The sequence below is a fragment of the Macrococcus lamae genome, from assembly GCF_004359545.1.
GTDB lineage: Bacteria > Bacillota > Bacilli > Staphylococcales > Staphylococcaceae > Macrococcus > Macrococcus lamae.
In genome coordinates this window covers 11,792-34,480 of sequence record NZ_SCWB01000007.1, presented here as the reverse complement: position 1 = coordinate 34,480, position 22,689 = coordinate 11,792, and the positions used below count along the sequence as shown (strand labels likewise).

The window sequence follows — 22,689 nt, the reverse complement described above, 5'->3', positions numbered from 1 at the left end:
GAGACCTCATATGTTCAGGTCTCCTTTTTTTGTGGTAAACTTTAGTTAACATTCATCAAAGGAGAACTCTATGTCCTATCAATTTCAGAAAATGCCTGAGGAAAAAGTGTTTAAAGATCCTGTACATCGGTATATTCATGTCAGAGATCAATTGATATGGGATTTAATCAAGACGAAGGAATTTCAGCGTCTCCGCCGGATTAAGCAGCTTGGAACGCTGTATTTGTCGTTTCATTCGGCTGAGCATTCACGCTTCAATCATTCTCTTGGTGTCTATGAAATTGTAAGGCGGATGATAGACGAAGTGTTCTATGGCAGACCGGCCTGGAACGACGAAGACCGCCCGCTCGCACTATGCGCGGCGCTTCTGCATGACCTGGGGCATGGTCCTTTTTCGCATTGCTTCGAGAAAATCTTTGGTACGGACCACGAGGAATATACGCAGGCAATCATCACCGGGGATACAGAAGTCAATGCGGTGCTGTCACGCGTTCATCCGAACTTTCCAGAAGAAGTGGCTGAAGTCATCAATAAGACGCATCCGAATAAGCTGGTCATCTCAATGATTTCATCTCAGATTGATGCGGACCGTATGGATTATCTGCAGCGCGATGCTTATTACACCGGTGTCAGTTACGGCAGTTTCGACATGGAACGCATTCTTCGTCTGATGCGGCCGACGGAGAACGAAGTGATGATCAAGGAGAGCGGTATGCATGCGGTAGAGGATTATTTGATGAGCCGTTATCAGATGTACTGGCAGGTGTATTTCCATCCAGTGAGCCGCGGCGGTGAAGTGCTGCTTAATCGCTGTTTTAAACGCGTGAAAGTATTATACGAAGCGGGCTATGAATTCAAATCGCTGCCGACATATTTACTGCCGTTCTTTACAGGGAATGTCTCTGTTAAAGATTACTTGAGACTCGATGAAACAGTGGTCTTCTATTACCTGCAGGAATGGATGGAAGAAGACGATACGATTTTAAGTGACTTATCAAGTCGTTTCGTCAATCGGGATTTATTCAAATATTTGCCTTTTGATGGTTCGATCATTACAATCGGTGAACTGACAGAACTGTTCGAACGTGCCGGCATAGATCCAGAATATTATTTCGTCTCTGATTCGTTCAGCGATCTGCCGTATGACTACGACAGACCGGGCTCGAACAATAACCGTAAACCGATTCATTTACTGACGCGCTCAGGCCGCGTTAAGGAAATCAGCACGCAGTCGGTCATCATCAGCAGCATCACAGGTGTCAACCGGATGGATTATAAGCTGTATTATCCGAAGGAATTGATTTTGAATATTAAAGACCTTGAAGTCAAAGGCGCAATCATTAATTTGTTGAATGAATTGAACTAGGAGTGATCACATGAGTAATTTTCAATTCAATATTATAAAGAACGACCCGCTCGACGGTCATAAAGGTACGAACATTGGGTCTATCAGCCTCGATAACGTTGCTCCAGTGTTCATCGACGTACTTGAACAGCGCGCATTCATCGACGTCGGTGCGATGCATGCGAGAAGTGAAGTCGAAAAACGGGTGAAGTGGATTGATGACGAGGAAGAAGTGAAAGGCGACGCAGCAAAGCCGTACTGGCTCGTCTGGGTGACGACAGAACGCGGTAAGGACGGTCCATATTACGCTGGTGTCACTGCGTGCTATATGCTTGTCAACAAAGAGAAGAAACGCGCATTCAAGCGTATGCATGAACATGTCAATATGATGGACAAGTCGATGAAGCATCACGTCATTGTTGACCATATCGGTGATAACAATAAGCAGGTGCTTGCGGATTTCCTGAAAAATCACAATCCGGAAATGTGGGAAAATTCAGCAGAAACGTTGAAAGAACAGCTGTTTGTGTCATAATTGTGAACATCATTTCACTAACTTGTAATTTGATATAGCTAGCAGTAAAATTACGGTAGCTATAAAAATAGCTAGGACACTAAAGAAAGCAGGTCACTGTACCTGCTTTCTTTAATTTTTTGCTATAATACATAATAGGTGATAATAATGAATGTGTGGGTCACAACTGAACAGAAAGTCGATCAGAACAATGAAGTCAAGACGTATAGGAACGAAGTGGAAGGAACACTGAAACAGCGGCGTGTCCCTTACATTTCCTATACAGAAGTGCTGGACGCAGAACAAGTGGAAGTCCGCGTAAAAATGGACATTGAAGGAATCCGTATTACTCGGCACGGTGCAATTAGAATGGATTTTCTGTTCGTCTACGGAACAACGACGCAGAATGTCTATACGACTCCTGCAGGACGTTCAGTCATGGATGTGACTACCACAAAACTTGATTATAAAGCATGGGATTCAGGCGGCCGACTCGTCATTCATTATAAGTTGAGTGAGCACGGGGCAGACCTCGGACAATTCAAATATCAATTAGACTATAAGGAGATCACTATATGAATATCGTCAATCAATTAAAGGATACTTTAATAGAAGAAATTAAAGCTGCCATTTTGAAAGCTGAACTGGTGACAGAAGTGCCTGACATTAAGATCGAAGTACCAAAGGACACGACTAACGGAGATTACGCAACGAACATCGCCATGGTACTGACTAAGCTTGCGAAAAAAAATCCGCGTGACATTGCACAAGCGATCGTTGACAATCTGGATACTTCCAAGGCCCACGTCGAAAAACTGGCTATCGCAGGCCCTGGTTTCATCAACTTCTATATGGACAACAGCTATTTGACAGATATCATCAAGGAAGCTCTCGTTAACAAAGAAACGTTTGGTCATCATCCTGGCGACCGTCATGAAACGATACTGCTTGAATATGTGTCTGCTAATCCCACAGGTGACCTTCATATCGGACATGCACGTAATGCCGCTGTCGGCGATACACTTGCCAACATTTTGGCAGCAGCAGGTTATGATGTCACACGCGAATACTATATCAATGATGCCGGCAAGCAGATTGAAAATCTCGCTTATTCTATTGAAGCACGTTACCTCCAGGCGCTGGGTCAGGAAGCCATGCTGCCGACCGATGGCTACCACGGCAAAGATATCATCGCTATCGGTGAAGATCTGGCGGCTGATCAACCGGGTTATGCGCAGCTCGCTAAAGAAGAGCGCATTAAAGATTTCCGCAAACTCGGTCTTGAATACGAAATGAAAAAACTGAAACAGGATTTATCCGATTACAACGTCCACTTTGACAACTGGTTCAGTGAAACATCGTTGTACGAATCAGGGGCTATCGACCGTGCACTGGAAACGATGAAGACTAACGGCTATATTTATGAAGCAGAAGATGCTACGTGGCTTCGCACGACGGATTTCGGTGATGATAAAGACCGCGTGCTGATCAAAAAAGACGGCACATTTACTTATTTCTTACCTGACATCGCGTATCACTATGACAAGATTCAGCGTGGTAACGATGTACTGATCAACTTATTCGGTGCCGACCATCATGGTTATATCCCGCGTCTGAAAGCATCGCTTGATACGCTGAGTGTTGAATCAGATCGTCTTGAAGTACAGGTCATGCAGATGGTACGACTGCTGCAGGACGGCCAGGAAGTGAAGATGAGCAAACGAACAGGTAATGCGATTACGCTGCGTGACATTATGGATGAAGTCGGTGTCGATGCCGCGCGTTACTTCCTGACAATGCGCAGCCCTGATACACACTTTGATTTCGACATGGAACTTGCGAAGAGTGAATCAAGCGACAACCCTGTATATTACGCACAATATGCTCATGCACGTATTTGCTCAATCATTCGGACAGCAGCCGAGCAGGGAATTACAGTAGAGCCGGATTTAGACTTTTCTCTAATTACTAATGACAAAGCATTTGAATTATTGAAACGTGTCGCTGATTTCGAAGGTGTGATTGACAGTGCGGCAGAACACCGCGCACCGCACCGTATGACGAACTATATTCAGGACCTTGCGAGTCATTTCCATAAGTTCTATAACGCTGAAAAAGTACTGACAGATGATCTCGAGAAATCGAAGGCTCATATCGCTTTGATTGAAGCGGTCAGAATCACGCTGCATAACGCGCTCGCTTTAGTCGGTGTCTCTGCACCGGAACGCATGTAATACCAATACTGTGTCATAACTTTAGTTATGATGCAGTTTTTTTGTTCGCCACTCAGTTCTTTCATACTAACTGTTTTTGCATCGTCGCTTGTTCGCTATAATAATGCTAAGAGGAGGTCGTCATGAAAAGAATTCTGCTCATCACTTTATTGCTGCTCGCCGGCTGTCAGCAGTCAACTGAAAAACAGTCGCATGACAAAACAATGCGCATTATTAGTCTTATGCCGAGCAATACAGAGATTTTATATGAACTAGGACTGGATAACGAAATCATCGGCGTATCTACAGCGGACGATTATCCAGAGGACGTAGCGACAAAAGCCCGATTTGACGGTTTTAATCTCAATAAGGAAGTATTGCTCAAGGCACAGCCGACGCTTATTGTCGCTCATCAATCAGCCCAGGCAGCACAGAATAAGATTTTAAGTGACCTGCAGCAGCAAGGCATCGAAGTCCTCTATGTGACAGACGCAACCCGGCTGTCGGAAATCGACGACACCATCAGACAGATTGCCGCAGCAGCAGGTCGTACTGAAGAAGGGGAGACTCTCTCTGCTGCCGTGAACAAACAGATAGATGATGTCATCACAAACTATCCGGACGCTCGCCACAACAACGTCTTCTTGGAAGTGTCGTCGGAACCGGAGATATATACAGGCGGCAGCGGGACATTATACGATGATATGTTGACAAAGCTCGGTTCTACGAATGTCTTTCATGAGGTTCAGGGCTGGCAGCCGGTATCAAAAGAAGCCATCGTCCGCACAGATCCTGATGTAATGATTACGACAAGCGGTCAAAGTGAAGAAGATTACAATAAAACAGTAATGAACCGCGGAGGTTTCAAAGAAGTGACAGCAGTCAGAGATTCCCGGATTTACGCATTGAACGCTGACTGGATCTCGCGCCCTGGTCCGCGAATAGCGAAAGGACTTGAAGCACTTGCCAAAATACTTTCTGACAAATAAAACAGCGATTATTGTTCTCGTAGTACTCTGTTCAGTGCTGCAGCTCTTCATTACATCGCAAGGCATTGGCATGCCGAGTACTTCAGTCGAATGGTCCATACTGCTCGACATTCGGCTGCCTCGGCTGATATTAGGCTTAGTATCAGGGTTTATCCTTGCGTTGTCTGGTTCCGTGTTCCAGACCGTGTTCAACAATCCGCTTGCTGATTCGTTCTCGCTAGGTCTGGCTAGCGGTGCGAGCTTTGGCAGTGCGGTTGCAGTTGTGCTGGGTCTGAGTTTCAGTATGATTGCTGTTTCAAGTATCGTCTTCAGTTTATTGACGCTTGTGCTCGTGATGGTACTGACACACCAGCTGTTTCAGCGTCATGAGAAGACAGGGATGGTGCTGTTCGGGATGTTCATCAACTTCTTTTTCTCAAGTGCACTTTACGGACTCGTGCTGCTTAATTCTGACAAGTCACGTTCATTGCTCGGTTATTTGTTCGGCAGCGTCGGCGCGGTAGAATGGCATGATATTGTGATTGTAATGCCAGTCCTGATCATCGGTACAGGCGTTATTTTGTCTAATGCACGGGCGGTCTCTATACTGAGAGCAGGCGACACGACCGCCGCGAGTCTAGGAATTCATACCACTTCTCTCATCTATAGTGTCCTTACTGCCGCCTCTGTAATGACAGCAGTGACGATCAGCATGACCGGAATTATCGGTTTTGTCGGATTGATCATTCCGCAGCTATGTGCTCATATGAATGACCGATTCCCTATAAAATTACTCTGGACAGGCATAACCGGCAGTCTCGCTGTCATATTTTCTGATTTCCTGGGTAATCTATTACTATCACCTGTCCAGATACCGGTCAGCGTCGTCCTGGCATTTCTCGGTCTGCCGTTGTTGCTGGTCATCACAATAAGGACAGTCAGACAAAGTTTGAGTTAAGGCATCACTAACACCAAAGAACGAAATTTCAATGATAAAGTGAGGAAAAATTCATGGAGACTGTATACCGTTATAGTAATGGCAGCTGGAATAAATTATTTATCGAGCCGGATCAAGTACAGCGGCGAGAGAACACGTGGACAGAGCGACTTGATGATCTTGTATCCTTCAAAGGTAATGTCGTCAATATTGAGACAGTCGAGGACTTCAGTGATATGTGGGGGTATTACGTCTATTATCAGAACTTAGAAGAACAGCATGATAATCAAGCTTTTAGATTTTATTTATCGGCTGACGAACTCGTTCTGATCGATCTTGATGTCGCAACGCTGCTCGGTACAGATGACGAACAGCTGCTCTCGGATCACAGTGTAAGGACGCCAATTGATAACTTTATGGTTATCTTAAAGAATACGACCACAACATATATGGAGCAGATTGACCAGTTTGAAGAGATTCTGCATGACATTCTCTGGCAGGTTAAAGAGCGTAATAATATCAATATTCTTGATGCAATCGCCAAAGCGGATCACCAGCTGCTGCTCTGTAAGACACAAGTCGTGACTGTCACTGAGATTTTCATGGTCATTCAGGAGGCGTTCTGCAGTGAACTTGAAGATAATAAATATTTCAAGCAGTTGCGTATTCGACTGGAACGCGCTAAGTTTCTGATTGACTCGTATGAACAAGAAATCGATGCACTGCTGGACTTTGAAGATCTTGTATCATCACATCGCGGCAATGAGATCACGAAGACGCTGACAGTTTTTACGACACTATTTGCACCAGGCACACTGCTCGGTGCAATATGGGGCATGAACTTTAAGCATATGCCGGAGCTCGACTGGAAGCTCGGTTATCTGCTGGCGATGCTGTTGATTATCGGTGTCACTTTCGCCGTCTATTTCTACTTGAAAGGAAAAGGCTGGATGGGAGACTTGCTGGATACACACAACAAGAAGAAGTTCTTTTAGCGGCGTGCTTTCCATTGATATAATGCTGCAATATGGAGCGCATTCGGGAACCGTCCGTCTGCAATAGCCTCCTCTATGTCATGAAGCGACATCAGGTCGACAGTAATGTCTTCGAACCGGTCAGGCGAAGGAGCGTCTGTCAGTTCTGCCTGCTCGATAAAAACCGTTGTGCAGCGATTGGTCATAAAGGCAGGGTTTGGACGCATCGTTCCGATGACGTGCGGTCTGCCGCTGTAGCCGGTCTCTTCTTTGAGTTCCCGTACAGCTGCGCGAACCGCATCTTCATCCCGCTCGATGACGCCTCCCGGGAATTCAAGCGTCACTTCTTCCGTGCCGATCCGGTACTGAGATTCGACAATGAATAAGCCGTCTGTTTCTGCGATGATTGTCACCCAGTCAGGCGCTGCTACTTGATAGAAAGTTCCTCGTTGGCTATTAATTTCAAGGTCAATGGTCTCAACTGTAAAGATTTTATAGTCGTCACTGCTTATCTTATTTTTACGCACTATGCTAACCTCCATCTATGTGATGACTCTGTATTGTTACTATTTTAGCAAATCGGGTAAAGAAATAAAAAATATGGAGGAGTCATCATGCTTAAAGCTATTATCTTTGATCTGGACGGCACACTGATGGACCGTGATAAATCGCTTAAATTGTTTCTGGAAGACCAGTACGAACGCTATCAAAGTTATCTGCTGAATGTTCAGAAACAGGATTTCATCAATTATTTCGTCGATTTTGACAATCACGGCTATGTTCCAAAAGAAGAAGTCTATGAGCAGTTGTTCCGGCAGCTGGATATCAGTTACGTCGCTCCGGATGATCTGCTTGCTGATTTTTACGCCAGATATCCGCAGTTTGCTTATGGCTTTGACGATACACTGGATACACTCCGCCGTCTGCAGGCGCGGGGATATAAGCTCGGTATCATCACAAACGGCTCAACAGAGCATCAGACGATGATCATTGATGTACTAGGCCTTGAGACGAGTATAACCAGCTTTGTCATTTCCGAGCAGGCAGGTTACAGAAAGCCTGCTCCGCAGATTTTTCATATGATGCTGGACCAGTTGAGTGAGCGTCCTGAAAACTGTATGTTTGTCGGTGATCATCCTGACAACGATGTGAGAGCCAGTCATGAACTGGGTATGGTATCAGTGTTCAAGGATAATGGTTATTTTGAAGCACCGCCTGAGGAGATTATAGATTACCGTATTACTCATTTGACGGAGTTACTTGATATATTGGAAGAGGAGCTGGTTTGATGGAGACTAAATTAAATATTACTGAGCCATTTGTAGCTGAAGGCGGGGTGTTCGAGCAGATCAATGCCGAAGTAAGAACGGATTTTACGTCAAGTGTAGAAACGCACGAGCTGACCATCGGAACGGACGGCGATGTGTTTGTTGAAGGACGGCTCAATGCTCCGTATATCAGCAATAAAGGAACGCTTGACATTATGGATACAATCGAGACAGAAGAACTCGCCAATCATCCTGATGCAGTGATTAAAGCAGGAGACCACGTCGGTGCACGGATTATCGATAATGAGGGAACGCTGGAACTAGGACGCAGCTTAAGAGCAGAATCATTGCAGTCGAAAGGAAGTATAAGTACGGGCGTTGTCGACACGACAACGTTCCAATCGACTGGAACGTTGAACATTGATGAACTGAATGCTGACGACCTGCATATAAAAGTGGGTCCGGACAGTTCAATTAAGTTTATCAATGCCAACAATATTTCCATTAAAGCGATGCGTGAAGGACTGATTTTCAAAGATGACGATGCTAAGCTTGTCGTTGAAGAGATAGAAGGCAGTGATGTTTATGTCGAAAACGTCATCGCGGACTTAGTGCGTGGCGACCAGGTCCGAATTGGACGCAACTGCATTATCAAAGTAGTGGAATACACAGATACTTACCATCTGGATGAATCGTCAGAAGTATATGAACTCGGAAAAATATCCAGAGACTAGGAGAAATTTATGAATATAACAATCAGCGGCAGCGATACTGCCATTTATTACGAAATAACAGGAAAGGGTTATCCACTTGTGCTGTTGCATGGGCAGTATATGAATACAACGATGTTCGATTCATTTGAGCGCGACTTTAGAGATGACTTTCAATTGATTAAGATTGACTTGAGAGGGCATGGCTATTCCGACAAACCGCTTCATATCAATATGGAGGATTATATTACTGATGTTATGGCAGTAATGAATGAACTCTATATTCGTCAGGCGAACTTTATCGGTTACGGACTTGGCGGCATGGTTGCACAGGCAATCGCCATCCGTTATCCTGAACTGATCCAGCGCCTCATATTAATCAGCGTCGGCAATGAGCCGTTCAATGATTCGCAGGAACGATTCCGTATGGAGTTTGCAAATTTACTACGCACAATGAAGCCCGATGACCGGACTAAGTTATTATCACGATATATGTACCATGATCTGAAAAAAGTAAACCGCTGGATGAAAGGTTTGAAAGATACAGAAGAGAGCATGACGAATCTGGAAAGAAAAGCCGTTGATCATTCGACAGACGGTGTTGACCTTCTCAGTCAGTCAGATCTAATCAGTGCACCGACGATGATAGTCAGCGGAGCACATGACCATCTCATTCAGCCGGACCACGGGAAAACGCTCAGTGAAAAAATTACTAACTCCAGTTACATGCTATTTGAAAATAGCGGGCACGCTCCGATGATAGAAGAACGGGATCGCTTTGTGAATGACGTCAAAATGTTTTTGTCACCTTCTATGGATATTTAACAGCGAGATACAATAATAGTAAAATTAAATAGCCATTATTTAATTATTAGACTATAAAACGGGGTACTGTTACACAAAGGAGGACTCAGATGATGGTGACTTTTAAATCTGACGGGTCTGTAACTATTGCTTATGAAGTAACAGGTCAAGGAGAACCTCTCATACTTATCCACGGTATAAACGGCAACTTAGAAATGTTCTATCACAATGTCGAGGAATTAAGTAAGTACTATCAGGTGATCACATACGATCTTAGAGGTCATGGCAAATCGGACAGACCCCTTAACTACACAATGAATGATCATATTGATGACTGCTTCCGTTTGATTATACACCTTAACATTAAACGTGCGAATATACTTGGCTTTTCACTAGGTGCCTATATCGGTCTCGGCTTTGCGATCAACTATCCGGAATATCTTCATAAGCTCATTCTGGTCGGCGGTAAAGGGCACGGCGAAGTGAGTTCATATGCACGGTTGATGACAAAACATCGACATGAAATTAAAGGGTTACCTAAGAATGAAGTACTGGAGAAGCTTAAACCGTATATTTATCACAACAAAGATATCGTAGAAGAATGGCTGCAGAACGTCAGTCACTATGCGACGATGACTCCTGATGAAGAAGCGATTGCGTCAAGAAGCATGGCTAACTTTGATTTTAGAAATAGTATGGAATTCATCGACAAAGAAGTACTCTTAATTGTTGGTGAGCATGATGGACTTAATCCGCCGTTTGAAAGCGAAGCGATAGAACAGAAGGTCAAGCGAAGTCATATGCTTGAGTTCAATAAATCAGGCCATGCGCCACTGGCTGAAGAATATGAACGGTTCAACGACACAGTCGTCCGTTTTCTGAGTTAATGCGATAGAAAGACCTTTCTTGATTGGAAAGGTTTTTTTGTGGTATATAGGTGTTAAGTGAGATTTAAGGAGACTATGCGATGGCGAACAACTACTATGATGACAGGACGATTTTTGACAGATACGGTGAAATGCAGCGGTCACAAAAAGGACTGGAAGCAGCGGGGGAATGGGAAGCATTCAAGAAAATGATTCCTGACTTAAAGGGAGCTCATGTACTCGATCTCGGCTGCGGCTATGGCTGGCACTGTGAGTATGCAGTAGCCGAAGGAGCAGAGCATGTGGTCGGTGTGGATATTTCTGAGAAGATGATAGAACGTGCGAAGCAGCAGCCGAATGCAGATAAAATCACTTATATACAAGGCAGTCTTGATGATCTTGAAGGGCTGAACTTTGAAACGCATGAATTTGACGTCGTTATGAGTAGTCTTGCGCTGCATTATTTGCCAAGCTTCAGCGAGGTCGTCGAAGAAGTGAAGCAAGTGCTGACCATCAATGGAACATTTGTCTTCAGCGTTGAGCATCCGATATTTACAGCGCATGGGTCGCAGGACTGGATATACGATGACGCTGGCAATAAAGTGAGCTGGCCGGTTGATAATTACCACCGTGAAGGGGAACGCCAGACCAATTTCCTCGGAGAATCAGTAACAAAGTATCACAAGACGATGGCTCATTATTTGAGCGTGCTGATCGAGCACAACTTCGTGATCAAAGGAATCGATGAACCTATACCATCAGAACGCCTCATCGATGAAAATCCGGATATGAAAGATGAACTCAGACGTCCGATGATGTTGATTATTTCAGCACGAAGAAAGTAAACTGCCTGTAGAGGCAGTTTTTTTAATCATGAATGACTTGAAGGAGAAAAAATCATGTATATGGGGCAATATCGTATCAGATGGGTATTTTTTGTCGCGGGATTAACTATCATTGGGCTTGGAATTGCCTTGATGCTGAGAGGAAAACGCTTCGGACTTGGCAGCTGGGATGTACTGCATTACGGTTTATGGAAACACTTCGGCTTAACGATCGGTCTATGGAGTATCATCATGGGAATAGTCGTTGTATTGATCACTGTCTTATTTACGAAAGAAGCACCGAGACTCGGCGTCTATGTCAACATGCTGACCATCGGAACATTTATCGATATATTTAATCACTTACTGCCTGATGTTCACGGGTTTACAGCGCAGCTACTGACTTATACTCTTGGCGTCATCATCATGACGTTCGGCGTCGCGTTATATATTACGCCTCAGCTCGGTGCAGGACCACGAGATACATTTATGCTGCTGCTGATTGAAAGAACGAAGCTCGATCTGAAGACAGCGAGAACAATTATGGAAGTCGTCGTGTTGATTGTCGGCTGGCTGCTTGGCGGACCCGTATCCATCGGCACCATCATCGTCACATTCACGCTCGGACCGTTCATCCAGTTGTGGATGCCCTATACCCGCCGCCTGCTGGAACGCTGGGTCATAGCAGAGCAGACATTTTAGTGTGAGTTTTGGTCCACAAATTGAAATGTGGACCATTTCTGCGTGAGTTTTGGTCCATAAATTGAAATATGGCTCAATTTCGCACAAGTTTTGAGCCATAACTCAAACCGTTAGTAAGTAGTCCAGCCTCCATCAACTGCTATGATCTGCCCATTCACAAAACTTGAGGCATCTGACCCGAGGAACAGTGCCATTTCACTATAACTTCTATGAAAAAATACTGAGGCAAGTATGAATACAGCTATAAGCAGGCAGGAATGATGAACTATATTTATGGTAACACCATTCTCACTTATGCTAAGAACGCCAGAACTTGGGAATTTGCCGGTTTTGGTTATGGGGATGCTTATACTATCAAAGAAGTGGAAAAAGCATTTGCAAAATAAGCCCTAAGGCGAAGTTAATGTGACTTCGTCTTTTTGTGTATGTTACAATTAATAACTGAATACGAAATAACAGTATACATTTATACTGAAATGATTATATAACTAACAAGCTGGTTGAGGTGTATTATGTTTGATAAAGAATTAAACGTAGCGAAAATGGAAAGTGAGCAGATTCGTAAGTTCGAACAACCACTCGTCTATTATTTAACGAGACAGAAAAATGATGCTTTAAAAGAAATCTGCAGATTCTTTGGAATTAAAGGTTATTCCGGCAAAAATAAAGAGACAATGGCCGCGATGATCAGCGACTTTGTGTTCAAGGATAATGAAGCAGCGGATAAGATGTTTCACGAAATGTCAGTGGAAGAATACAATGTGTTCAATCACTTATTGATTTCAGATCATTTTGCTGAAGAATTCAAAGGAGATATAGCGCCGCATCATCTGATTTTCACAGAAAACGGCTATGCATTCATGCCGACTGATGTGAAAGATTACTTAAGAGCATATGTTGTGGAGAGAAGCAGTGCAGAAGGCCAGGATGACGAAGTGAAAGCTTTAGTCAGCGCAGTCAATCTGTATGGCTATTTCTCGCTCGAGCATTACAGGGCAGTGCTGAAGAAATATTTGAACATAGAGATGTCGCTTGAAGAACTGAAAAGTGAACTCTCTGGTGTAGCGACATTGAAAGATGGATATATTCTAAATCCATTGATGTCAGAAGGCATGTTCAATGGTGCAAATGTTGACCCGGAAAGAACATACTTTTTGCCGGAAACATGGGAGGAATTCGAGAAATATTTTGCGTTTGAATATCATCCGACAACAGAAGAACTGACGACTCTACTGACGTATCTTGAGGATTATTTGACAAGCCCTGTCCGTCGTAAAGATCTAGAGGATACACTGATAGTTACAATGAAAATGCTGGATCATCCGAAACACTTGATGAACATCATTGCTGACTTAGTAGAGGACGGCGTATTAACCTCCGTACCTCAGCAACCGACAGAACTGTATTTAATCGCAGCATTCAAAACTATCCGCAACTGGCATCTAGGCGGTCATCAGATGATGGAAGTCGCTGCCGCTGAAACAGAAAAACGACAAGTGCAGCCGGCGGAAAAACGAGTCATCAACAAACAAGTGAGAAAGAAAACGAAAAAACGCAGAAAGAACATGAACGTCAGCCGATTCAAAAAATAAGCTGGTGGATCGATTATAAAGTTCTGGCCTTCAGGAGACATCTGAAGGCCAGTTTATTTTAATAACTAATTTTTCTTCGTTTCATTCACAACTAAAAATTCGACTAATTCATTTGTATGGTTAAACCAGTAGTGTGGTAATTCAGCGTCATACAAATATGATTGTCCTGGCGATAATTGATATTGCTGATCGCTGACGATTAGCGTCAAAATACCTGACAGGCAGTAAACAAATTCATGACCAGAATGAGTAACTGTTTCATTGATATTACTGCCGGGTTTAATAATAACTTTCAGTGGTGTAAAGATTGCATCGACATTATTTGATAAGTTTAAATAATCGAAATCTGCAGTTGACGAAGTTAATTCGTTTTGTGGTTCATCATACTCAAAAAACAGACTGGGATGTATATTCAGTACATCTGCAATTTTTCGTAAAGTTGCCATTGTGGCATTACATTTATTAGTCTCCAGTTGCGACAAAAATGCTATTGAAAGATTTGTCTCATTCGAAACGTATTTTAATGTTAATTTTCTCTCTTTTCTTAAAAGCCTTATGCGTTCTCCTAAAGTCATCTTCCAACCTCCTCAAACAATAAGATTATTATACCAAATAGCAAATACTTCAGAATCATAAAAATTTCGTTGACAGAAAATTCAGTCAACATTATGATTTAAGTAATACTTAAATTTCATTTTAAAAAAGGGGTGTTTCAAATGGATAAAAGTTTACAAAGAAAAGTACTTACTGCAAGTTTGGTGGGATCCTCAATTGAATGGTTTGATTTTTTTCTTTATGCGTCGGTAGCGAGTATTATTTTCAATACGCAGTTTTTCGTAAATGATAATCCTGCTGTTTCAACGATGATTGCCTATTTCGGTCTGGCATTGTCCTTCTTCATTCGTCCATTTGGAGGCATTATATTTGCACATATCGGTGACAAAGTAGGACGTAAGAAAACATTAGTATTGACCTTAACATTAATGGGGATAGCAACAGTAGTCATCGGTCTATTGCCGAACTATGCACAAATTGGTATATGGGCACCTTTGCTGCTATTATTATGTCGCTTAGTACAGGGATTAGGAATTGGCGGTGAATGGGGAGGTGCATTACTGCTTGCTACTGAATATGCTCCTCCTGAAAAGCGTGGGTTTTTTGGCAGTGTGCCGCAGATGGGTGTAACAATTGGGATGGTATTAGGTTCATTATCGTTTTACTTGATGACAACGTTGTTATCTGAGGAACAGTTTGCGAGTTTCGGCTGGCGTCTGCCTTTTATTTTCAGTGGAATATTAGTTGCTTTCGGATTATGGATTCGTAAAGGATTAGATGAAACACCAGAGTTCAAAAAAACGCTTGAGTCAGGCAAAGTACCACGAGTCCCTCTAGTAGACACATTTAAATATCATTGGAAAGAAGTACTAATAACAACAGGTGCAAAATTTATTGAGACAGCGCCGTTCTACATTTTTGGAACTTTTGTCGTGAGTTATGCCACTAACGTACTTAAAGTCCCTTTTGATTCTGTCATGCTTATTGTAATGACAGCTGCGATTTTAACGACACTGTTAATTCCGTTCTATGGTGCATTAAGTGATAAAGTAGGACGCAAGAAACTCTATATGTTAGGTGCATTCGGCATGATCATATATGCTTTTCCATATTTCATGCTTATTAACCAAGGTGGCGTGCTACCGCTACTGATTGCGACTATTATAGGGCTGAGTATCATCTGGTCTCCTATCACTGCAGTACTTGGTACAATGTTTTCTGAAGTTTTTTCAAAAGAAGTACGATACACTGGAGTAACGTTAGGTTATCAGCTAGGCGCTGCATTAGCCGGAGGTACAGCACCACTCATTGCGACTTATTTAATGGATCGCTTCAATGGTTCCTGGGTTCCGGTAGCTATCTATATCATTGTGATTGCTTTGATTTCTATTTGTGCTGTAGCGGCTATTAAAACTAAAAAAGTGAAAGATTTACGATAGCGACTAATCAATAGGAGTGACATTATGAAGTGGTTTACAGAAGACGCGATCATGAATACTTATCACATGACTCATGCCATTAAAGATGTTAAAAATACATTAGTATCTTTAGGTAATGAAGAAATTAAAACAGATGAACGAACAGTTATTGAAACAGGATCGAGTAATACAATGCTTTATATGCCATGTGTAGATTTAAAGGAAGGTTATTCACTGATAAAAATTATTTCAATTTTTCCTGAAAATCCGCAGGCCGAGCTTCCCACCTCACAAGCCGTATCTATTATATCTGAGCTTAAAACCGGAAGACATCTCGCTGCATTATCTTCCAGCTACTTAACCCGACTTAGAACAGGAGCCATAACAGGTATTGCTACTGATTATCTAGCAAGAGAAGATGCTGAAGTTCTCGGCGTCATTGGGACAGGAGCCATGGCATTTGAACAACTTTTAGGAGTGCTTGAAGTAAGAAATATCAAAAAGATACTGCTGTATAACCGTACGGCACAAAAAGCAACGCAATTTGCAGCAAGGCTTCGGGAAAGAGGAGTTAAAGCTGACATTGAAGTACTAGAAGATGTGGATTCTGTGACGAAACAGTCAGATATTATTAACTGTGCAACTAAATCTGAAACAGCTGTATTTAACCATCAAGCTGTTCGTGATGGTACTCATATCAATGGTCTTGGATCTTATCTGCCGTCGATGCGGGAAATCACAATTGATACCATTGCAACTGCTGATCTAATAGTATTAGATGATATCGAAGGAGCAAGACACGAAGCAGGCGAGTTCATCGAAGCTGAATCACGAGCAGTATTCGACTGGAAGACAGCGATAGCGTTATATGAGTTAATAGCAGGTTCAATTAAAAGAGAACGTGCAGAGTCAATAACTATTTTTAAATCTGTCGGTGCTTCCTATTATGATCTGGCAGTTGGCATCGGGGCATTCAAGCAAATGAGTTAAATCGCAAAGTTCTGGCCTTCAGGAGCCGCTTGAAGGCCAGAACACGACCCAATTTTAAAAAACTGCAAAAACCTGGCCTTCAGGAATGACCACCTCAACTCCCCTCTTAAGCAACATATTATTTTTTCTATCGTTAGAACGCTATAATGAGGAGAACATATAAGAGGAGTGATTTGAATGTCAGTATATCAGTTTGAAGCAACGGACAGTAAACACGAAACGTATCCGCTTGAAAAATATAGAGGTCAAGTTCTGCTGATCGTCAATACGGCAAGTAAATGCGGTTTGACAGGGCAGTTTGACGGGCTTGAGAAATTGTATCAGGAGTATAAGGACCGCGGGCTGATGATTCTCGGGTTTCCGTGCAACCAGTTTGCGAATCAGGAGCCGGGTAGCGCGGAGGATGCGGAAGCAGCATGTCGTCTGAATTACGGCGTGACGTTCCCGATGCACGAAAAAATTGATGTCAATGGTGAGAACACGCATCCTTTGTTCAAGCACTTGAAGAATGAGACTAAAGGATTGCTCGGCAGTGCTGTTAAATGGAATTTCACTAAATTTCTCGTCGATAAGGAAGGGAACGTCGTTCAGCGTTATGCGCCGCAGACAGAACCTGAGAAGTTAAAGGGTGATATTGAGAAATATCTTGAAGCATAAGGCAAGTCACTTTTCTTATATTTCTCCTTAAATACGTGTACACTAGTATGTAGAAGGTCAGTGACACGAAGGAGATTTAAATGAACAGAGAAACAAATAATAAACCTAGAGTGATGTGGGGAACCATTTACCGGATTCTGAACATTGCTGTGATCATTATGATTTTGGCACGATGGTTTACACCGCTTAATATCAGTTTGTATATCATACTGACTTTAGCAGCACTGCTTATCGTCGGGATGCTGGACAGTCTGGACCGTAACCGTCTTAATGAAAATAAGGGCAGACACATCTTTGATGCCATTATCCTTGTATTATTTATGATATTGTACTCAAGTTAATATAAAAGGCTGACCTCAGGAGTTGAGGTCAGCCTTTCTTATGCGACGAGTTTTTCGACATCTACACCATACAGATGGCACAACGAGACGATGAGATTGAAATCGACTGCAAGGTTTAATCCTGCTTCGATATCGCTCAATTCTTTTACGGTCAGTTCAGCGTAGTCTGCTGCTTCTACAATTGAATAGCCCGCGAGTATGCGCAACTTACCGATCAGCGTACAAATATTGACGATGTATTTTAAGTTAGCCAGTTTAGGATGCTTCATTCTCTCACGCTCTTTCTCTCTAACATATTAAGTAAATTTAATCATATGGTGTCAGACGTTGCCATTAAAAAATGATGCTTGATGGAATTTGAATATTGTTCATGTTTTAATGCATATTACTTTATATTAAAATGGATAGAAAGAAAGGCTGGAGCAATTGGTTATTTGTTATTTTGTATAGTGTCAAATGTCATAGTACAGATGAGAGGTGTATCGATGTTTAAAGATGACCGGGAATTTGTAGCAGCGCTTGGAGAACAGCTGAAAGAAGAACGGATAAGTCAGAATATTTCTTTGACAGAAGCAGCTGTTCACCTCGAAGTGTCTCCTGAAGAGATGGCAAGTATAGAAGAGGGGACTTTGACAGAAGTGCCGTTCAGCACGCTGCTCGAACTATGTGATTATTACCGGATTGATCTGTTTGAATTGATTTCAAAAACAAGGATTTCTTTGGAATCACTGTAATTATCGCTTATACTAATCAATATGACAGTTTGATGGAGTGAAACAATGAAATTTTTAACGCTACTGGACTATGCTAATATCATCGCTTTGATTATCAGTACGATTCTCGTGCTATCATTGAAAATTGCAGGATGGGAATCGCCTTATCTGATGGGATTGATGATTCTGCTGCTGATATTAGTTGTCGTCAACCGTATGAAAAACAGTAAGTACAGAAAACAGGTTAAAGACCAGCAGCCGATTACATTGACTGCTGCTGATAAGCAGTTCGGTTTCATCAGTATCGGCGTTATGCTGCTGCTGTTCGTTCTTGTCCTCATATTTCCCGGGTTAAGATAACTAAATTTAACACCAATCAAATAAGCCGCACAACCTCAGAATCTTGAGGTCGTGCGGCTTATTTATTACAGCACAGGTTCGCTGCTGATCTGTATAAGAGTATCAGAATCCATCCTGATAGGATCTACGTCTTCTTTAACGGCAGTATAATGATAATAAGTAATGAACTTCAGCACTCTCATCAGTGTGTGATCATCATCCAAAGTTTCAAGTATTTTGTCGAATCCTAATGTACGGGATCGTAGTCGCATGAAAGAAGGAGCATTTCTGTAGTCTTCGTTGTTATATATGGAGCATATCCAGCGATTGCCGAGATAATCAAATATTTCTATTTCACGCTGCATTTCCATTAAGACTCAACCTCCTCTTTTAAAAAAGTGTTCAACCTTGTGAGTAATAGTAACACGAATAGCCCTATAATAATATAAAATTTTTCGAATTAAATAGTGAGATATTTAACGAGTTTTTATAGCATTCCTCATGTTTGATTAATAGAGTTTTATTTATATTACTATAGCTAATTGACAGAGTCTTTCTTTGAAGAATCACTTATTCCCTTTATTTTCTTAAAATTGGGTAAAGGCTTATATATGGTGATTAGGAGGAGATAATATGAAAGTAACAACTGAGCGTTTTGATTCATTTAACGGAGAAGACATTACGAAGTACAGTATAGCGACAGATGATATGATATTTTCTTTTATCGATTTTGGTGCAGCACTGCACAGTGTGATGATGCCGGACAAAGAAGGAAAACAGGAGAACGTCGTTATCGGATTTGATACAGTGCAGGATTATATCGACAGCAGCGGCTTTTTCGGCATGACGATCGGCAGAGTAGCGGGGAGAATCGCGAACGGTTCATTCGAATTGAACGGTCGCATATATGAAGTCGAACAGAATCTGGGAAATCATCACCTGCACGGTGGTACACATGGGATGAGTTATCGTAAATATGACACAGCAGTCAGTGAGCACGAGAGTGGGAACGAAATCGCGCTTATGATGACGACAGAACTGAAGTCTGAAGAAGACTATTACCCGGGTAATATGCGTGTTCAGATTACGCATACAATCAATAATAATAATGAATGGACAGTGCATTACCAGGCGATTACGGATGAAGATACATTGTTCAATCCATCGAATCACAGCTATTTTAACTTAAACGGTATGACGTCAGATGTGATGAACCATCTGTTATACATCAACAGTAAGAAGATAGCGGAAACAGATAATGAGCTGATCCCGACAGGTCAGCTGATCACACCTGATGCTGACTACAGTATTGAGGGTAAGGTGATTTCAGGTCTCGACACACCTTACGTTCTGGGCGGTAATCCGGACGACACTAGAATCCGACTGCATGATCCTGAATCAGGACGCATGCTCCAAATCCAGACAGACCGCCCGGCAGTTGTCGTGTATTCAGCTGGAGGAGTGGACTTTACTGCGAGCAATGGTTTCCATGTACAGGAAGGCTATGGCATTGCGCTTGAAACTCAAGTGCTGCCGGACGCCATCAATCAGCCCGAACTTGGTGAAGTCCGGGTCATCGGTTCAGAGACATTTCAGTCAGCGACGATTTATCGCTTCACCGTTCAGTGACTTGATTGTCAGTGCGCCAGTAGAACGTAATAATGAGTGACAGGACAAGTACGATAGCACTGAAATAGTAAGGATAATTCAAATTGATATCAAAGAGCACGCCGCCGATAATCGGTCCGAGCACGTTGGCAAGAGACGTGAAGAATGAGTTCATGCCGCCGACAAATCCCTGCTCGTTTCCTGCGATGCGCGACAAGTAAGTTGTAATAGCCGGGCGAATCAGATCGAAACCGATGAAGACGGTGAATGTAACGAGCATGATCATCCAGTATGACGTCACGATGGTCATCATGAGTACGAGCACGATAGAGATGACAATTGACCATCTGACGATATTGATCTCACCAATTTTCCGTGTCAGGCGCTCAAACAGCAGAATCTGACTTGCTGCACCGACAATTGCACCACCAGTTATAGCTACAGCGATATCGAACGGAGTGAAGCCGAACTTGTGATCAGTATATAGACTGAAAAACGCTTCGAAGGCAGCAAGACCGAACGACGAAATAAGCAGTACGATAAAGGCAAAGAGAAAGACTGGTTTCATCAGCTTCTTAAAGCTGTTCTCCTGCATTAAAGTTTCACCGGACATTGTCTGACGTTTCGGTTCTTTCAGTATGAGCCACGAGGTGACAGCGATGAGTAGTGCGATAGCTGCAGCAGCAAAGAACGGAACACGTGATCCGAACCCTGCGAGAAAGCCGCCGATACCTGGTCCGATGATCAGTCCTGTACTGATGGCAGCTGACATATAGCCGATCGCTTTCGCGCGGTCCTGAATACTTGTGACATCAGCAATGAAGGCAGTGACTGCCGGCATGATAAGCGCGGCACTCATCCCCCCGAGTATACGTGACAGAAACAGCCATTCAGTGGTCCGACCAAGTCCGAACAATAATTCAGAGAAACTGAAGATGATCAGCCCTGTGATGATCATGATCTTTCGGCCGAAGCGGTCGACAGCACGTCCGGCAAACGGTGAAATCACCAGCTGGGTCAATGCAAACGAAGCGGTTAAGTAACCGACAACCGCACCGCTGATATGAAGTTCATTCATAATAGACGGAAGAACTGGAATAACAAGTCCGATACCGAGAAAAATGATGAACATAATAGATAGTAAAATAGTAAGAGTGATATTTTTCTGCATAGCAGCCTCCTTATGTTAATTCCAGTATGACGGATAGTACAGTACCGTCAAGCAAGATGACTGGATAGCGCTGATAAAGTAAATACGAAATATTCTAAATCTTTCTTTGTTTCTTAAGCTCAATTAACATATAATGAAAACAAAATATAATAACGGGAATGATAGCAATGGATTATAGAGAAGCACTGATGAATTTAAGCGATCAGGATTTAAAGTTTATATACAGTCACTTGTTTGAAAAAGAGAATGTCAATGATATTCACAGGATTGAACTGATTGAGTCCATCCGCCAGGAAGTACTGACTGAGGATTACATGTCTCATATGCTGACGGTCATGCCGGATGATGAGTATGAAGTTTACATGCGCGCGGTCAATGCCGGTCATGAATTTATCCCGCTGCCGGGAGAACGTATGCCGTTCACACTGCAGTTTTTAATGATGTTCGAAAGTAAGAAAGGGCTGACTGTGCCGTCTGACTTAATCGACGAGATCAAAACACTTGATTTCAAGGCGATTGCAGAGCGCCGGACACAAGTGGACAATGAAAAGACATTTGTCACCGGCATTATCTTTCTATACGGGTACGTCCATGAGCAGCATATCGCGCAACTCTATGAGACGTATTTCGGCGAACAGCTGCCGGTTGAAAAACTTGATGAATGGATCGATATTCTTGGCCTGAAACGACTGAATGATGTCATCATGATGCCGGCCATCTACGAAGGATATGACGGTAAGGAGACACCGCCTTATTCTCCGAATTATTACTACCATCCAGCGACACTTGAAGAACTCGGTCAATTCTCCGGTCCTTTGCACCATCAGCATACTGCGGAGATGAAGGATCTGTTAGCGTTCATCATGACTCATACAACTGAACTGCCGGAAGAAGACCGCGCAGAATTGATGGATTCAGCTGTATTTCTCATTGTCGCAAGCAATGATGCCAATGCGACGATGGAAGAGCTCATTAATATGTTCGCTAAAGACTTGACCGACCAGGAATTCGAAATGTTCGAATCCTTGTACATTAAAGCACTGGAAACAACACGCCTATGGATATACGGTGGTATGACAGTCGAAGAAGTGAGAGAATCAGCTGTTGAACGCGAAAAAATCGAAGAAGAAGAAAAAGAGAAGAAAGTCATCAACTTTGACGTCTTCAGACAGAACTGATA

The 22,689-nt window shown here is 42.8% G+C and carries 28 protein-coding genes and 1 pseudogene; 23 read left to right on the top strand and 6 right to left on the bottom strand.

Annotation, left to right across the window (positions count from 1 at the left end):
• Positions 1 to 70 precede the first annotated feature (70 nt).
• From ERX29_RS05115 to ERX29_RS05085, 7 genes are all read left to right on the top strand, one after another.
• Positions 71 to 1,366 (top strand): HD domain-containing protein, encoded by a 1,296-nt coding sequence (locus ERX29_RS05115; RefSeq protein WP_133443624.1) that lies wholly within the window; start codon positions 71 to 73, stop codon positions 1,364 to 1,366.
• 10 nt (positions 1,367 to 1,376) lie between these two features.
• Entirely contained in the window at positions 1,377 to 1,880 is a 504-nt protein-coding gene (locus ERX29_RS05110) for a YwhD family protein (protein ID WP_133443623.1), read from the top strand.
• 147 nt (positions 1,881 to 2,027) lie between these two features.
• Entirely contained in the window at positions 2,028 to 2,438 is a 411-nt protein-coding gene (locus ERX29_RS05105; protein WP_133443622.1) for a YwiB family protein, read from the top strand.
• Complete coding sequence (argS, locus tag ERX29_RS05100) at positions 2,435 to 4,093, top strand: arginine--tRNA ligase (RefSeq protein WP_133443621.1); 1,659 nt, start codon at positions 2,435 to 2,437, stop codon at positions 4,091 to 4,093. The genes ERX29_RS05105 and argS overlap by 4 nt, the downstream gene beginning before the upstream one ends.
• Positions 4,094 to 4,215: 122 nt before the next feature.
• Positions 4,216 to 5,061 (top strand): ABC transporter substrate-binding protein, encoded by an 846-nt coding sequence (locus tag ERX29_RS05095; RefSeq protein WP_133443620.1) that lies wholly within the window; start codon positions 4,216 to 4,218, stop codon positions 5,059 to 5,061.
• Complete coding sequence (locus ERX29_RS05090) at positions 5,036 to 5,998, top strand: FecCD family ABC transporter permease (RefSeq protein WP_133443619.1); 963 nt, start codon at positions 5,036 to 5,038, stop codon at positions 5,996 to 5,998. The genes ERX29_RS05095 and ERX29_RS05090 overlap by 26 nt, the downstream gene beginning before the upstream one ends.
• A 53-nt stretch (positions 5,999 to 6,051) precedes the next feature.
• Positions 6,052 to 6,972: a magnesium transporter CorA family protein gene (locus ERX29_RS05085; RefSeq protein WP_133443618.1), complete on the top strand. Its 921-nt coding sequence runs from the start codon at positions 6,052 to 6,054 to the stop codon at positions 6,970 to 6,972.
• Here the strand turns inward: ERX29_RS05085 and ERX29_RS05080 are convergent.
• Positions 6,969 to 7,478: an NUDIX hydrolase gene (locus ERX29_RS05080; protein ID WP_165981082.1), complete on the bottom strand. Its 510-nt coding sequence runs from the start codon at positions 7,476 to 7,478 to the stop codon at positions 6,969 to 6,971. The two genes, ERX29_RS05085 and ERX29_RS05080, sit on opposite strands and share 4 nt — an antisense overlap.
• 87 nt (positions 7,479 to 7,565) lie before the next feature.
• On the opposite strand from ERX29_RS05080, the gene ERX29_RS05075 reads away from it, so the two are divergent.
• The 6 genes from ERX29_RS05075 to ERX29_RS05050 all read left to right on the top strand — a co-directional run bounded on the left by ERX29_RS05075 (position 7,566) and on the right by ERX29_RS05050 (position 12,125).
• Positions 7,566 to 8,240 carry an HAD family hydrolase gene (locus tag ERX29_RS05075; protein WP_133443616.1) on the top strand — a complete coding sequence of 225 codons (675 nt, stop codon included), beginning with the start codon at positions 7,566 to 7,568 and terminating at the stop codon, positions 8,238 to 8,240.
• Positions 8,240 to 8,953, top strand: coding sequence for a hypothetical protein (locus tag ERX29_RS05070; protein WP_133443615.1), 714 nt, complete (start codon positions 8,240 to 8,242; stop codon positions 8,951 to 8,953). The genes ERX29_RS05075 and ERX29_RS05070 overlap by 1 nt, the downstream gene beginning before the upstream one ends.
• Positions 8,954 to 8,962: 9 nt before the next feature.
• A complete protein-coding gene (locus ERX29_RS05065; RefSeq protein WP_133443614.1) occupies positions 8,963 to 9,754 on the top strand; it encodes an alpha/beta fold hydrolase in 792 nt (263 codons plus the stop codon).
• A gap of 89 nt (positions 9,755 to 9,843) precedes the next feature.
• Positions 9,844 to 10,620, top strand: coding sequence for an alpha/beta fold hydrolase (locus ERX29_RS05060; protein WP_133443613.1), 777 nt, complete (start codon positions 9,844 to 9,846; stop codon positions 10,618 to 10,620).
• Between the two features lie 80 nt (positions 10,621 to 10,700).
• Positions 10,701 to 11,444, top strand: coding sequence for a class I SAM-dependent methyltransferase (locus ERX29_RS05055; RefSeq protein WP_133443612.1), 744 nt, complete (start codon positions 10,701 to 10,703; stop codon positions 11,442 to 11,444).
• 54 nt (positions 11,445 to 11,498) lie between these two features.
• The gene (locus tag ERX29_RS05050; RefSeq protein WP_243719982.1) at positions 11,499 to 12,125 is read left to right on the top strand and encodes a YczE/YyaS/YitT family protein; all 627 of its coding nucleotides are present in this window, start codon (positions 11,499 to 11,501) and stop codon (positions 12,123 to 12,125) included.
• 110 nt (positions 12,126 to 12,235) lie between these two features.
• On the opposite strand, the pseudogene ERX29_RS05045 reads toward ERX29_RS05050, so the two are convergent.
• Positions 12,236 to 12,325 (bottom strand): annotated as a pseudogene (locus tag ERX29_RS05045) (SDR family oxidoreductase); the annotation flags it as partial.
• A gap of 57 nt (positions 12,326 to 12,382) precedes the next feature.
• Between ERX29_RS05045 and ERX29_RS11105 the strand changes: the two are divergent.
• Positions 12,383 to 12,511 carry a hypothetical protein gene (locus ERX29_RS11105; RefSeq protein ID WP_279433910.1) on the top strand — a complete coding sequence of 43 codons (129 nt, stop codon included), beginning with the start codon at positions 12,383 to 12,385 and terminating at the stop codon, positions 12,509 to 12,511.
• A gap of 126 nt (positions 12,512 to 12,637) precedes the next feature.
• A complete protein-coding gene (locus ERX29_RS05040) occupies positions 12,638 to 13,717 on the top strand; it encodes a hypothetical protein (RefSeq protein WP_133443611.1) in 1,080 nt (359 codons plus the stop codon).
• 65 nt (positions 13,718 to 13,782) lie between these two features.
• Here ERX29_RS05040 and ERX29_RS05035 read toward each other — a convergent pair whose 3' ends face one another.
• Entirely contained in the window at positions 13,783 to 14,292 is a 510-nt protein-coding gene (locus ERX29_RS05035; protein WP_133443610.1) for a helix-turn-helix domain-containing protein, read from the bottom strand.
• Between the two features lie 141 nt (positions 14,293 to 14,433).
• On the opposite strand from ERX29_RS05035, the gene ERX29_RS05030 reads away from it, so the two are divergent.
• From ERX29_RS05030 to ERX29_RS05015, 4 genes are all read left to right on the top strand, one after another.
• Positions 14,434 to 15,711 (top strand): MFS transporter, encoded by a 1,278-nt coding sequence (locus tag ERX29_RS05030; protein ID WP_133443609.1) that lies wholly within the window; start codon positions 14,434 to 14,436, stop codon positions 15,709 to 15,711.
• A 24-nt stretch (positions 15,712 to 15,735) separates the two neighbouring features.
• Positions 15,736 to 16,680 carry an ornithine cyclodeaminase family protein gene (locus ERX29_RS05025; RefSeq protein ID WP_133443608.1) on the top strand — a complete coding sequence of 315 codons (945 nt, stop codon included), beginning with the start codon at positions 15,736 to 15,738 and terminating at the stop codon, positions 16,678 to 16,680.
• A gap of 177 nt (positions 16,681 to 16,857) precedes the next feature.
• Entirely contained in the window at positions 16,858 to 17,337 is a 480-nt protein-coding gene (locus ERX29_RS05020; RefSeq protein WP_133443607.1) for a glutathione peroxidase, read from the top strand.
• A gap of 80 nt (positions 17,338 to 17,417) precedes the next feature.
• Complete coding sequence (locus tag ERX29_RS05015) at positions 17,418 to 17,678, top strand: hypothetical protein (RefSeq protein ID WP_133443606.1); 261 nt, start codon at positions 17,418 to 17,420, stop codon at positions 17,676 to 17,678.
• Between the two features lie 38 nt (positions 17,679 to 17,716).
• Here the strand turns inward: ERX29_RS05015 and ERX29_RS05010 are convergent, their stop codons facing one another.
• A complete protein-coding gene (locus ERX29_RS05010) occupies positions 17,717 to 17,947 on the bottom strand; it encodes a helix-turn-helix domain-containing protein (protein WP_133443605.1) in 231 nt (76 codons plus the stop codon).
• A gap of 81 nt (positions 17,948 to 18,028) precedes the next feature.
• Between ERX29_RS05010 and ERX29_RS05005 the strand changes: the two genes are divergently transcribed.
• Both ERX29_RS05005 and ERX29_RS05000 read left to right on the top strand, forming a co-directional pair.
• Positions 18,029 to 18,412, top strand: coding sequence for a helix-turn-helix domain-containing protein (locus tag ERX29_RS05005; RefSeq protein WP_133443604.1), 384 nt, complete (start codon positions 18,029 to 18,031; stop codon positions 18,410 to 18,412).
• A gap of 45 nt (positions 18,413 to 18,457) precedes the next feature.
• Entirely contained in the window at positions 18,458 to 18,751 is a 294-nt protein-coding gene (locus ERX29_RS05000) for a hypothetical protein (protein WP_133443603.1), read from the top strand.
• 65 nt (positions 18,752 to 18,816) lie between these two features.
• On the opposite strand, the gene ERX29_RS04995 is transcribed toward ERX29_RS05000, so the two are convergent.
• Positions 18,817 to 19,101, bottom strand: a complete 285-nt coding sequence (locus ERX29_RS04995; RefSeq protein ID WP_133443602.1) for a hypothetical protein — start codon at positions 19,099 to 19,101, stop codon at positions 18,817 to 18,819.
• Positions 19,102 to 19,363: 262 nt separating this feature from the next.
• Here ERX29_RS04995 and ERX29_RS04990 point away from each other — a divergent pair, with 262 nt between their 5' ends.
• A complete protein-coding gene (locus tag ERX29_RS04990) occupies positions 19,364 to 20,359 on the top strand; it encodes an aldose epimerase family protein (RefSeq protein WP_133443601.1) in 996 nt (331 codons plus the stop codon).
• Here the strand turns inward: ERX29_RS04990 and ERX29_RS04985 are convergent.
• A complete protein-coding gene (locus ERX29_RS04985; RefSeq protein ID WP_133443600.1) occupies positions 20,346 to 21,509 on the bottom strand; it encodes an MFS transporter in 1,164 nt (387 codons plus the stop codon). The genes ERX29_RS04990 and ERX29_RS04985 overlap by 14 nt on opposite strands.
• A gap of 167 nt (positions 21,510 to 21,676) precedes the next feature.
• On the opposite strand from ERX29_RS04985, the gene ERX29_RS04980 reads away from it, so the two are divergent.
• Positions 21,677 to 22,687 (top strand): hypothetical protein, encoded by a 1,011-nt coding sequence (locus ERX29_RS04980; RefSeq protein ID WP_133443599.1) that lies wholly within the window; start codon positions 21,677 to 21,679, stop codon positions 22,685 to 22,687.
• Positions 22,688 to 22,689 lie beyond the last annotated feature (2 nt).